A 13,786-nucleotide genomic window follows, 5' to 3' on the forward strand; every position below is an offset into this window, starting at 1 on the left:
CACTACCCGGGGTCTCGACATGAGCAAGCGCATCGGCGTTTCCGGCCGCCCGCAAGGGGCGCGCCGTCTGGTAGGGTTGACGCGGCATATCCTGGTGGCTTCCATCGCGGCAAGCCTGCCCGTGGCGGCGCAACAGGCGACTTTGCAACCGTACGATCCGGTCAACAATAGCGCCGAGAACGGCGCGGTGATCGTCAATGGCGGCGCCACGCTCACCTTGAACGGTCCACAGCAGTTCGCGCCCGGCGACAGTGGCGACCGGCAGACGACGATTGCGGACCTCAAGAATTCCGGTGGTCGGCTCGACGTGAGCGGGTTGCAGTGGCTGAGCGCCGCACGACTGAATCCGGGCCCGCAGAATTTCGGCGTGAGCGTTCCCGATCCGATCACGGGCGGTCGACGCGTAGCTTCCGCCTACAACACGGCGAACCTCGTCGACCTAGCTCCGCTCCCCGACACCACGTCTGTGCCGGACATCGCCAACGTGGGCCAGAACCAGTACATCGACGCTCGCATCGGCACGGTGCAATCGACGGGTGGCACGCTCGATGTCGCCATAGGAGTGCCGGGTGCCTTGTCTACGGCGGCGACCAACGGCTGGACCATGGCGGCGAAGCAGACCTCGCTCGTCTACGTGGATGGCACCGGTACGGCGGCGAGCATCGGGAACTGGACATCGTCCAACCGCATTACGTTCGACGGCGCGGTGGCGAGCCCCGACGAGACGCAGAACTTCAGCGTGCCCTTCGTTTCGCACTACGCGGGAACCGTCAACGTAACCATCGGCGGAACGGCCTACACGTTCCCTGTGACCAACTCGACCCAATTGCGCTCATACAACGATTTCCTGATCCAGCGCATGCAGGACGGCAGTCTCGATCCGGCCCAGTACAGCGTGTATTTCGCCCTGGCCTACACGTATACGACCGAGGTGGTGGCCTACAAGCTCTCCGCGACGGCGCCTGCGGGCGACAAGATCGCGCAGCCGATCGGCGATCGCATCGTCCTGCACGCCGTCGGTGCGAACGCGTCGGGTAATGTCGCTCCGGGGGCGGCCCTGGAGGTAGTGAATGCCAACCACGGCGCGGTGCGCGCCGAGCAAGGGGCGAACGTCACCATCGCGTCGGGCGGCACACTGGCGACGACGCACAGTTCCGGTGACGGTTCCGCTGTTGTGCTGGCTTCGGCAAGTCACGGAACGAACGACGGCGTGATCAATGGCAACTTCTTCCGGGCCGCCAATGGTGCCATTACGGACAGCCCTTTCGGCTCCAATGTGGTCGAAGTGCAGGACGGCAGCGATTTCACCAATAACGGCATCCTCAACCTGGCAACCGGCACGGCCAACGGCGCGGGCAAATCCACGGGCATCCGCCTGGGCACGGGCGCTGTCGGCACCAACAACGGCATCGTCAACGTGGGCATCAGTGGCTCCCGCTCGAACGGATCGATGGATGGCGTCTACCTCAACGATCCCACCGCGAGCTTCACCAACGCGGGCACGATCTATATCGGCCGCGGTCCCCAGGTCGATGCCAATGCAGCCCCCGATGTGGCGATCAACCAGACCACGATCACGACCGGCATCAACGTCGCCAACGGTGGCACCGTCAAGAATGCCGCCAACGGCACGATTACCATTGGTTCGCTCACGCAGAACGCCGCCGCCATCTATGTCGCCTCGCCCACGGCGAACGTGGACAACGCAGGCACCATCGACATCAACGGCAAGGCATCCGCGGTGCCACGGGAGAACGACGGCATCCTCGTGCAGAACGCAGGCGCGTCGGGCGCTGTCGTGAACAGCGGCACGATCAACGTGAACGGCGTCAACGGCACGGGCATCAAGGCGCTCTCGACGGCAGGGACCGCGTCCCTCGTCAGCTCCACCGGCACCATCAACGTGGCCGGCGGTGCCGATCCATCCAGCGGAGCGCGCAATTTCGGCGTATGGGCCGAAGGGCAGGGAAGCGCCACCGCGCGGGCCGACGTGCGGGGTGCCGTCAACCTGCTAGGCGATGGCGCGATCGGCATCCACGCCCGTGGCCGCGCCACCGTGGACGTCGCGGCGGGCGCGGCGCCCAGCTTCACGAGTGGCACGAAGCAGATCGGCTTCTTCGCATTCGGCGATAACGCTCACATCAACGTCAATGGCGGTTCGGTACTGGATGTGTCGACCGCACAGTCGACGTTGTTTCGCCTCGACTCGGGCGCCGACTTCGACGGCACCGGCTTGACGATGAGCGTGTCCGGCGCCCAGGCCACGGGCGTGCTGGGTAGTGGTACGGGTTCGGTGCTCAACACGCGCGATGCGTCCATTGCGGTATCCGGGAGCGGCGCGCAAGGAGTGGTGGCGGAGGGAGGCGCCACCGCAACCATTGATGCCGCGACGACCATGAGCCTTACCGGCAATGGTGCCATCGCAGGCATCGCGGATGGCCAGAAGCACAGCCTGACCGGGGCAAACACGGGTTCCGTCGTGCGTTCGACGGCGTTGACGAGCAACGCGACGCTGGCATCGTCACAGGCTGGCGTGATCGGTTTCATCGCGCGTAATGGCGCATCGCTTTCCAATACGGGAAACATCGCCTTCACCGGTACGAACACCATCGGCTTCATCGTGGAAACCAACGCGTCGGCGACTAATGCCGCCAACGTCGATCTCTCCGGTCCCGGCGCTACCGGCGCGTTGCTTCGGTCAGGTGGCACCTTCGCCAACAACGGTACGATCCATGTCGGCAACGGCACGGGCGTGCGGGTAGAAGGCGCCGGCACGCAGCGACTGAACCCGGCCGGCACAATCTCCGTCGACGACGGCATCGCGGGCGTGCAGCTGACCAGCGGCGCTGGGCTGGTGCTGGGCAACGGCGACTCGGCCATCGTCACGCAGGGCAGTGCGCATGGCATCCTCCTGGATACGGGGGCAATCTCGCTGGTGGCCAACGGCACCACGATCACCACGCTCGGCACGGGCAACGCCATCGAGAATGCCGCTGAAGTGGCGGCGATCACGCTCAACGGCGCGACCTTGCGGGTTGGCGGTGGCGCGGGCCTGCGTACCGCCACCGCCATCGATCCGGCATCGACGGCGACGATCGACGTGCAAGGACCCGGCGTTGGCTATGCGTTCCGGCATGCCGACGGCAGCCCCGCTACGGCGGACCTCGTCGTTGGACCAGGGATTATCGTGAATGGCACCGCCGCCGGCAGCCGTGGTATCCAGGCGCTCACGACCGGTGCGGTAACCTCGGCGGCGACCGTGAATATCCTCGATGCCGCTGGAGGCGCCGCGTTGATCGCCGGCACCGCGTCGTCCGTGACGAACAGTGGCCAGCTCACCTCGGCCAGTCTGACGGCGCCCGTCGTCGATATCTCGAACGGGCAGGGCACCTCGTTTACGAATACGGGACTCATCAGTGCGGCATCGCCGCAAGCGGTGGCCATCCAGGGCACGGGTCACAGCGTCGTCAATCTCGTCGGCGGAAGCGTGACGGGCGATGTCGTGACCTCTGGCGGTAGCAGCGCGCTTCGCTGGACGGGCGGCACGCTCGACGGTGGTGCGACGATGGGTGGTGGCGGCAATACCGCCTATCTAAGCAAGGCGAACACGATCCTTGTCGATCATTTTGTCGCCGACGGTGGGCAAGGCAACGTGCTCACGTTCGACGCCACGCAAGCCCGTGGTGGTTCGTTCGCGGTCGACAACTTGTCCAAGGGCATGCGTGTCATCGGTTGGAATACCTTCGCCTTGTCGAACATCTCGACATTCGAGTTGACCGACAACCTACGGATGGCCGGTAGCGAGGTGGATATCGATGCCACGTCGACACTGTACGCAGGCAATGGCGTCCACCCGGTGATTTCGGCCGATGCCGATCCGGTTGTCGTCAACAACGCAGGCACGATCGACCTGACCAACGGTGCCGGTTCGCCGGGTAATACGCTCACTATCGACGGCAACTATGCGGCCAGCCAGGGGCGGCTCAAGCTGGTGACCACGCTCAATGCAGGAGGCGCGTTGTCAAACCAGTCCACGGACCGGCTACTCGTTCAAGGGGATGCCAGTGGCACGACCACCCTCCATCTCACGCCGTCGGCGACCAGCACGGGCGCATTGACCGACCTGGATCGCAATGGCTATGTCGGCCCCGCCGAAGGTATTTCCCTGGTCCAGGTCGGGGGTGCCTCGACGGGCGACGCGTTCCAGGTCGCTGGCGGGTATGTCGCCTTCGGTCCGTGGCAATACGGCCTGTATGCCTTTGCGCCCGGTGCGAGCGATGCCGGTCAGCGAGTGGTCCCCGGCAGCGGCAATGGATTCTGGGATTATCGCCTCGCCAACGTGCTCGTCTGCGATGGAGGCCCCTGTCCGCAACCCCGCGTCATCCTCCCCGAGACGCCGCCACCCGTGCCGGTCGATGCGCGTCCGGCGGTGGTCCCGCAGGTGCCGGCGTATGTCGTGTCACCGTCGGCGTTGGCACTCTATGGCTATCGCACCATCGACAACCTGCATCGCCGCCTCGGCGAAGTGCGGCAGATGGACGACATGGATCCAGGGCTCGGTGGCGAACCCTTCGTCCGCGTCATGGGGGGCGATTACGCATATACGTCGAACCGGTCGTTCAGGGACTTCGGCTTCGATGCCGACCTGGACATGCGTGCGGTCCAGGTCGGCACGGACATCCTCGATCTCCAGTCCGACCGGAACACCTTGCGTGCCGGTATCGCGTACACCCACGGCACCACGCGGATCGATCCGAAAACGCCGGACGGCTACAGCCACGCGAAGATCGATAGCAACTCCATCGCCATGACCCTGACCTGGCAGCACGCCAGTGGTTTCTATGTCGATGCCATCGTATCCGGCGACCGTCACGCTGGCGATGTCGACACCGCGCGAACGAAGGGTACGGCTCGGCTGAACGGCTCCGGTTGGGACGCCTCGCTGGAATCCGGGTATCCGTTCTCACTGGGGCGCGGTTGGGAACTCGAACCGCAGTTGCAGGTGGTGCGACAGCATATCGGCCTGCGCGACCAGGTGGACAGCGATGGCGTAAGCACGCGCTACCAGCCCTTCGACCAGACGATCGGCCGGGCGGGGCTGCGGCTGGACCGCACCTGGCGTACCGACACGGATGCCCTGTTCACGCCCTATGCCAGGCTCAACTACATCCGCGGGTGGGGTGGCGCGCCCAGGCTGGTCGTTGGCGAACAAGGCTACGACCTCGCACAGGGTTTCACGGGAGGAAACGTCGGGCGCATGTGGGAATTGGGATTGGGAGGCACCTGGCAGTGGCGCAACCGTGTGTCGATCTACGGCGAGGGCGACTGGCAGGGGCGGGCCGGGAGCAGCGGCGCCCAGGGCTGGAGCGCAAACCTGGGGGTGTGCTGGAATTTCTGAGTACGACCCAGTCCATAGCTTGAACCTATCGGGGCGAAAACAAAAATGAATTTCCCTGATTGATTCATGGCCTCTATCGTGACTCACACCCGAGTCACGAGCCGAGCCATGGTCGATTACCTGCAGCATTTCGAGCGAAGCATCGACGCCCTCAAGCAGGAGCGCCGGTACCGGGTTTTCGCCGATCTCGAGCGGCACGTGGGTCGTTTTCCCCATGCGCGCCTGCATGACGGGGAGGGCGGCCGGGATGTCGTCGTATGGTGCTCCAACGACTACCTTGGCATGGGCCAGCACCCCGCCGTGATCGATGCGATGGCGTTGGCGGCCCGTACGATGGGCGCAGGTGCGGGTGGCACTCGCAATATCTCCGGCACTCATCACGCCATCGTGGAGCTGGAAGACGAACTGGCCGACTTGCATGACAAGGAGGCATCCCTGGTCTTCACCTCGGGCTACGTCTCCAACCTGGCAGGTATCGCGACCATCGCACGCCTTCTTCCGGACTGCGTGATCCTTTCCGATGCGCTGAACCACAACTCGATGATCGAGGGCGTGCGCGCTTCGGGTGCCGACAAGCGGATCTGGCGCCACAACGACCTGGCCCACCTGGAAGAGCATCTCGTTCGTGCCGGCGATCGGCCGAAGCTGATCGCCTTCGAAAGCGTTTATTCCATGGATGGCGACATCGCGCCGATCGCTGCGATCTGCGACCTCGCGGAGCGCTACGGCGCGATGACGTACATCGATGAAGTCCACGCTGTCGGGATGTATGGCCTGCGTGGCGGTGGCATCGCGCAGCGCGAAGGGCTTGCGCATCGTATCGATGTCATCGAGGGCACCCTCGCCAAAGGCTATGGGGTGCTGGGCGGATATATCGCCGGCCGAAAGGCGGTGATCGACGCCGTTCGCTCGCATGCGCCGGGTTTCATCTTCACCACGACCCTACCGCCGCCGGTCGCGGCGGCGGCCGCCGCGTCCGTGCGGCACCTGAAGTCCTCGCAGGACGAACGTGTCCGCCACCAGGCCGCCGTGCGCACCACGAAGCAGGCGTTGCGCGAGGCAGGCTTGCCCGTCATGCCTGGCGAAACCCATATCGTGCCGGTGCGGGTGGGCGACGCGGACGTATGCAAGCGTGCTAGCGATCTGCTTCTGGATCGCCACGGCATCTACATTCAGCCGATCAACTATCCGACGGTACCTCGTGGGGGCGAACGCCTGCGCATCACGCCGACGCCGTTCCATGACGAGACGATGATTGCTGCGCTCCGGGATGCGCTGCTCGACGTGTGGCAGACGCTCGGGCTGCCTCTCGGCGAGGCCCCCGACGAACCCTGCCGCGCCGCCGTCACCGTCGCGGCCGGAGGTTGAGATGAACACGTGGCGAGGCTCCGTGTCCGTGTCCCGTATCGATCCCGCTTCCACACGCGGCAAGGTTGGCATCCTGTTGTCCAACCTCGGCACGCCAGACGGGACCGACTATGCCTCGGTCCGTCGATACCTTTCCGAATTCCTGTCCGACCCGCGTGTCGTCGAACTGCCGAAACTCGTCTGGCAGCCCTTGCTGCAAGGCGTGGTGCTGCTCAGGCGGCCAGCCCTGAAGGGGCGGGACTATGCGCGCATCTGGAATCACGAGCGCGACGAAAGCCCCCTGAAGACCATTACCCGGGCCCAGGCGATGAAGCTCGCGTCCTGGGCGAGCGAGGTCTTCTGCGAAGAGCGCGTGGCGGTAGCCTGGGGCATGCGCTACGGCAACCCATCCATCGACGAGGCCGTGGCCGAGCTTACCGCCAAGGGCTGCGACCGCATCCTCATGCTTCCGTTGTATCCCCAGTATTCCGCTACCACCACGGCCACGGCCAACGATCGCTTCTTCGCCGCGCTGCGTCGTCTTCGCGACCAGCCCGCGTCACGCACCGCACCCGCGTGGTACGACGAACCGGTTTATATCGATGCGCTGGCTCGTTCGGTTCGTCGGCAACTCGCGATGCTGCCATGGGAGCCGGAGGTGGTCGTCGCCTCCTTTCATGGCATTCCGCTGCGCAATGTGGAGCAGGGGGATCCGTACTTCGTGCAATGCCAGCGCACGGGCGAGCTGCTGCGCAAGGCGCTGGATCGGTCGCCGACCGCGTTCCGCATCACCTATCAATCGCGCTTTGGCTACGCGGACTGGTTGCAGCCATACACGGACGCGACACTGCGCCAGTTGGCGAGCGAGGGCGTCCGACGGGTGGCGGTGCTTTCGCCGGGCTTCGTAGCGGACTGCATCGAAACCCTCGATGAAATCGGTCGCGAAAACGCCGAGGTGTTCCTGGCGGCTGGCGGTGAGCGATTCAGCGCGCTGGCCTGCCTCAACGACAGCGACGAGGGTATGGACGTGCTTCGTGACCTGGTCTGTCGGGAAAGTCGCGGCTGGTTGTGACGGCTATCGTCAGCGGCGCCGGAAAGCCCGACAATCTGCCGTTCAACGCCGGGAATCGCAGGTAACCATGAAGCGGATAGCGGCCATCGGCCTTGTTCTTTGCCTGAGTGCATGCGCCGTACGTCCACCGGAGACGGGGCGGCAGGCGCTGGCGGACGTGCGTCGCTGGTACGCCGATACCAGCGACCGGTGCCCGGGGGGAGCGGATCGTCCCGCCGCGCTGTGTAGTGGCGTCCTGTTGCGGGCGACGGAAAACAATCCCGCCTTCCTGCCATGGAATCCCAGTCCCGCCTCCATCACCCGGGGTGCGGTCTCGTTTTCCTACCTGCGCGCCGATGTGAACTACACCAACCTGGTGTTCACCTATCGCAACGGCTACATCCTCTATCCCTCGGACAAGCGGCCGAAAGGCAGCCTCGATGTCGCGGTGCTCTGTGCCTTTCCCATGGATGCCGACACCTATAACCGGCCCACGGAACAGGGATGTGGCGAGAACACCGTGGACCGGTCACCGTCGGCGACTCGTGCCTGCGACGCGCAGGGTATCGAGAGCTTGGCTCAGTGGAAGCTGCTCTTCGCTGCGATGGAGAACACCTATTCGGGGCAGTGCGGATGGAATGTCCGCGAAGGACAGCCCGGCGCGGCGGCTCGTTTCCTGTTGAGCCTGCGTGCGCATGAGGCGATGCCGGATGCGCAGCGCGCACTGGCGAACGAATTGCGTCTCGCGACCTGGCCGAAGGATAGTGGCACGCGGTTGCCGATACGCGCCTTCTTCTACGTGCCCGCCGCCGATGGCGCGCTGGCGAAGGCACAGGATGACCAGCGCCGCTATCGCGCCGCCTACGGCGTGTCCATGCCTATCCTGCGCCTTAACCTGCCCGTGGTGGTGGGCGCCAGGGCCACGTTCGACTACGAAGCGGCCGATCAATCGCCCGTGCCGCCGTGATGGCAGCATGGGCTGTTCCTGTCTATCGTCACTTCACGACGGGAAGCGACACGTAGGTTCCGGCGTCACCATCCCGAAGTACCGTCTGCGTCGCCTTTCGGTAATCCCCCGGCTTGGCGTTGAAGATATTCGGCACGAAGGTTTGCGGATTGCGGTCGTACAGCGGGAACCAGCTCGACTGGATCTGCACCATCACGCGATGGCCCGGCTGGAAGACATGGTTCACCGTGGGTAGCGGGAAGTCGTAGGCCAACGGCTTGTCCGCGGCGATCGCCTTGGGCTTGTCGTAGCCCTCGCGATAGCGGCCGCGGAAGATCTCCATCGCGATCGGCAACTGGTAACCGCCCATCGAGGGTTTTTCTTCCACCTCGTCCGGATACACGTCGATCAGCTTCACCACCCAGTCGCTGTCCGTGCCGCTGGTCGACGCCAGCAGGTGGACCAGCGGCTCGCCGGCCACGCCCATCGGGGTGTCCAACACCGGCGAGACATAGGTCAGCACGTCGGTGCGTGTCGCGAACTGGCGCTGGTCGTCCACCAGCCATTCGGGCCAGCTGTCCTGGCGGTCCGCCACGCCGTGCGACCAGGATTGGATGGGTCGCACGCGATAGGGCACCGGCTTGGCCGGGTCGGAGACATAGGCGTCGTCGCCCTTGCCGGGCACCTGCGTACCGAAGCCGCCATGGGCCTCGACGTACCAGCGCTGCATGGTCGGGGCGCAGCCCTGCGCGCAGGACGACGGCCAGGTGTCGAGCCGGCGCCAGGTGTTCTCGCCGGTCACGAAGGCATTCACCGGGGCGACGTCCGCCTTCGGTGCATCGTCCTTCAGGTACTGGGCGAGGAAGGGACGCAACATCGTCTGGCGGAAGGTGCGGCCCGTATCGCTACCCAGTTCGAGGGCGCCGATGGTGCTGGCGTTCTCCCAGGTCTTGGCATGACGCCATGGGCCCAGCACGAGCCAGAGCTTCTGGTGCTCGGGGTCACGCGGGGCCAGTGCGCGATACACCGCCATGTCGCCGTAATTGTCCTCCTGGTCCCACAGGCTGTGGACCAGCATGGTGGGCACCGTCATCGGTTCCTTCGCGGCGATGCGATCAAGCGCCTGCTCGGACCAGAAGCTGTCGTACGCAGGATGGGCGAGGATCTTCTTCCAGAAGCCCAGTGCCTCCATGCCCTGGGCACGGCCGATGTCGCCCGCGGAGCCACCCTGGAGGTAGAGGTCGTAGTCGTCGCGGTAGCCGGTCGTCCAGGGGATGTCGCTGCCGCGCGAGTTCGCCATGCCGTAGATGTACGGAATCATCTGCTGGCGGAACGCGCCCCGGTGGAACCAGTCGTCACCCATCCAGCCGTCGATCATCGGGTTGATCGGCACAGCGACCTTGAGCGCCGGGTGCGGGCGTATGGTGGCGATCATCGCCTCGAAGCCGTCGTACGAGATGCCGATGATGCCGACCTTGCCGTTGGATTCCGGCACGTGCTTCACCAGCCAGTCGATGCTGTCGTAGATGTCGCTGGACTCGTCGATGGCGGTGGGATTGCCGTGGCCGATGGGCGGACGGTTCATCACGAAGTCGCCCTCGGAGCCGTGCTTGCCACGGATGTCCTGGATCACCCGGATGTAGCCGTCCTGCACGACGATGTCGGCGGGATTGTCGTAGCCGCGCAGGGTAGGCCCCAGATGCGGGCTGTCTGCCCGGTTGCCCATGCCGTCGGCGCCGTAGGGCGTGCGGGTGAGCAGGATGCCCGCGTGTGTCGCCCCCTTGGGCACGAGGATGACGGTGTGAAGCTTCACGCCGTCGCGCATGGGGATGTCCACCGTGCGTCGCTCGTAGTCGTAGCCGGCACGGGTGGGTTCGAAATGGGCCGGCGTTTCCGTCGGCAGGTCCTTGTAGGTCTTTTCGCCGCCGATCGCCGGGGCCGCGAGGGCCCCGGCGACGAGCGCGACGATGGACAGTCGCATGAACGGATGCATTGCTTCTCCGTCAGAAGTCGTAGGTGATACCGAAGCGGGCGTAACGCGGCGGCGTGTAGCTGATCACGCGCTGGTAGGCGTCGTTGATCGAGTTCTTGCTGCCGGAAACGGGTTCGCTCTGGTCCGGACGCTGCTGGTTGAGCAGATTGAACACCGAGGCGCTGAAGGCCAGCTTGCGGTCGGCCCACAACGGACGATACTCCAGGCTCACGTCGAGCAGTTCCTGCCAGGGCTGCCGGCCGGCGTCGCCCGGACGCGACGGCACGCCGAAGCAGAAGTGGTAGTAGCTGCCGTAGCCCGCCGGATCGCCCTCGTCCGCACCATAGCGACCCAGGCATTCCTTCGGACGCCCGGATTGCACGGTGAGGTTGGCCGAGACCATCCACTCAGGCGCGATCTGGTACGAGCCGTAGAGCTTGATCTGGTGCTTGCGATCGTTCGACAGATAGCCGTTGGCGTAGTCCATCAGCGTCGCGTAGTCCCAGTCGCGGGATGCTGCGACGGAGCCCTGGCTCACGTCGGAGCGCATCTGGCCTTCGGTGTTGCCGTAGCTGCGCGAATACAGGTAGTCGATCTTGCCCGACCACTTGCCGTCGAACGGATGCGACAGGTAGACGTCCAGGCCGTAGTAGTTGCGCTTGAGCTGGGTGAAGCCGAAGTCGTCGTTGGTCACCGTCACGTTGGTGTAGCCGCCGTTGGCGTTTTTCAGCTGGTAGACGTTCGCGCGTCCCGGATTGGACAGGTAGCAGCTGCCGATGGCGACCGACTGCAGGTCGGCGCCCTGGGCCGCCGCGGCACGGGAGATCGCACCATGATCGCAGACGTCATCGAGCGCGGTGCGCAGCTTGCGTACCGTGGCCTTCGCACCCCATACCCAGGCCGGATCGAACTGGTGGTCGAAACCGAGGATGAATTCATCCTGGTATTCCGACTTGAGGTTCTTCGAGCTGACGGTCTTGGGATCGGGCGGCTGGCCGTATTCGCCGTTGGGCGACACCGCACCACCCGTAGCCGACTTGATATAGGTGATGCCGGTGGGCAGGCCGTTCGCGTCGATGCCGGTATAGGTGAAGTACTGGTTGGTCGCCAGCGAGCCGGCCGACGTGCGCAGCGCCACCGATGCGGGCATGGCGAGGTAGTAACGACCGGCATTGCCGTAGATCTTCAGCGAAGCATCGCCCTTGACGTCGTAGCTGAAGCCCAGGCGCGGCGCCCACTGCGGCTTGCCCAGGCGCAGGTACGCCTGGCCGGACGGGTTATAGTTGGTGAACTGGTCGTTGCGCACGCCGAGCGAGAGCAGCAGCTTGTCGTTGACCTGCCAGTCGTCCATCACGTACTGGGCGCGTTGCCGGACGCGTACCGTGGCCAGCGTGTTGTAGTGGCGGTAGTACCCGTAGTAGCCGGTTTCACCACCGGGATAATTGCCCGGTTCGTCCACAAAGGGATTGTCGCTGATGTTGAGCTTGGGGTCGGTCTTGCCGTACCACAACTCGTAGCCGACGCCGCCGATGGTGGTGCCGTCCTCGTAGTCCTTGGTGTCCTGGTTGTCGATACCGGCCGTGATCGAATGCGAGCCGATCTTGTAGTTCAGGTCGATGCGCAGGTTGCGCGCGTTCGACTCGTGCCCCGGGTTGTCGACGGTGTCGAGCGTCTGGTGGTTCGTGATGCCCTTGCCGCCGTTGAGGGCGGGATTCTGCTGGTCGAGGCCACCAATGAACGGACCGACGACACCCGTCTGCGCCGGCTCGTTGTAGTAGGTGAGCTTCGACTTGCCGTACAGCGCGGTCAGGGTCAGGTTGTCGGTGATGTAGCTGGTGAACTTGCCGATATAGACACGGGCCTGGGTCTTGTCGGTCTCGTCGATGTTGCTGAAGCTGCCGCGGGTCAGCGTGCCGTAGTCGTAGTTGTACTTGTCGCCGGTGGTGCGGTGCGACTGACCGACGCTGGTCAGTTCGAGGATGTTGTTATCGGTGATGTTCCAATCGAGCTTGCCGTACCACTTCGGATCCTTGTACGTGTACTTGGTGTCGTACGAGTGGTTCAGGTCGCCGACCGAGTTGCCCTCGGTGCGCGCGGCCTCCACCGCAGCGAACACGTACAGCTTGTTCTCCACCAGGGGGCCGCCAGCGTAGCCGCTGATGGTGCTGGTCCACGAGTGGTTGTCCTGGTTGCGCAGGAAGATGCTGCCCTGGGTCTGGGCGTTGCCATGCACGTAGCGGATGTCGCGACCTTCCGAGCGTGCGAAGTCGGGCTCCCACAGCACCTGGGCACCGAAGTGCCATTCATTGGTGCCGCGCTTGCCCACCTGGCTGATCACGCCGCCGTCCGATCGGCCGTACATGGCGGAGTAGCCGCCACTGAGCACTTCCTGCTGGTCGATGGCGCCGTAGGGCAGGCTGACGCCACCGAAACCGCTCAGCGGATCGGTCGTGTTGAAGCCGTTGATGTAGTAAGCGTTCTCGCTGACCGACGAACCGGCGAAGGAGACCAGCGAACCGCCGAAGGCGCCCTTGAAGTTGGCGATGCCGCGCGACGCGCCGGGAGCGAGCAGGGCGATGCCCTCGGCCGAGCGCTGCAGGGGAAGGCGGGCGAGGTCCGCGGAGGTGATCACGGTGCTCGAGGCCACGGTGGCGACGTCGATCTTCGGCATCTGGTTCGCCGAAACGGTCAGGCCTTCGAGCTGCTGGGTGCCGCCGCTGGCAGTGTCGAACGACACATCGGTGGAGGCGCCGACGCGCAGGGTGACGTTGTCACGCGATTCGACGATCGCGCCGTTCTTCTTCAGGGATACCTTGTACGTGGCGAGCGGCAGCGATTCGGCGGCGTAACGGCCGCGGCTGTCGACACCCACTTCGCGCGTGAGGCCATTGCTGCCCTCGATGAGCACCGTCTCGCCATCGGCGATGGGTGCCTGGCCGGCGATGCGACCGGTGGTGGCCTGGCCGTGGGCGAGGCCGGAAAGCGACGCGGCGACCGCGGCGCAGATCAAGGTCCGTCTTAGGGAAGGTCGGGGTTGCATGGGGAAGCTCCGGAAGGCTTTCGATCTATGTG

6 protein-coding genes are annotated in these 13,786 nt (G+C 65.0%); 4 read left to right on the top strand and 2 right to left on the bottom strand.

Features of this window, described 5'->3' with window-relative positions:
* Positions 1-19: 19 nt before the first annotated feature.
* The 4 genes from GAK28_RS12525 to GAK28_RS12540 all read left to right on the top strand — a co-directional run bounded on the left by GAK28_RS12525 (position 20) and on the right by GAK28_RS12540 (position 8,763).
* On the top strand, positions 20-5,398 hold the full coding sequence (locus GAK28_RS12525; RefSeq protein WP_291779381.1) for an autotransporter outer membrane beta-barrel domain-containing protein: 5,379 nt from the start codon (positions 20-22) through the stop codon (positions 5,396-5,398).
* A 108-nt stretch (positions 5,399-5,506) separates the two neighbouring features.
* A complete protein-coding gene (gene hemA, locus GAK28_RS12530) occupies positions 5,507-6,766 on the top strand; it encodes a 5-aminolevulinate synthase (RefSeq protein ID WP_291779383.1) in 1,260 nt (419 codons plus the stop codon).
* Between the two features lies 1 nt (position 6,767).
* Positions 6,768-7,817: a ferrochelatase gene (gene hemH / locus GAK28_RS12535; RefSeq protein WP_291779385.1), complete on the top strand. Its 1,050-nt coding sequence runs from the start codon at positions 6,768-6,770 to the stop codon at positions 7,815-7,817.
* A gap of 67 nt (positions 7,818-7,884) precedes the next feature.
* Positions 7,885-8,763 (top strand): hypothetical protein, encoded by an 879-nt coding sequence (locus GAK28_RS12540; RefSeq protein ID WP_291779388.1) that lies wholly within the window; start codon positions 7,885-7,887, stop codon positions 8,761-8,763.
* Between the two features lie 28 nt (positions 8,764-8,791).
* On the opposite strand, the gene GAK28_RS12545 is transcribed toward GAK28_RS12540, so the two are convergent.
* Together GAK28_RS12545 and GAK28_RS12550 are read right to left on the bottom strand one after the other, a co-directional pair.
* Complete coding sequence (locus GAK28_RS12545; protein WP_291779390.1) at positions 8,792-10,735, bottom strand: CocE/NonD family hydrolase; 1,944 nt, start codon at positions 10,733-10,735, stop codon at positions 8,792-8,794.
* A gap of 10 nt (positions 10,736-10,745) precedes the next feature.
* The gene (locus GAK28_RS12550; protein WP_291779392.1) at positions 10,746-13,754 is read right to left on the bottom strand and encodes a TonB-dependent receptor; all 3,009 of its coding nucleotides are present in this window, start codon (positions 13,752-13,754) and stop codon (positions 10,746-10,748) included.
* Between the last annotated feature and the right edge of the window lie 32 nt (positions 13,755-13,786).

Origin of the sequence: Luteibacter sp., assembly GCF_009912395.1 — a bacterium.
Taxonomy (GTDB): Bacteria; Pseudomonadota; Gammaproteobacteria; order Xanthomonadales; family Rhodanobacteraceae; genus Luteibacter.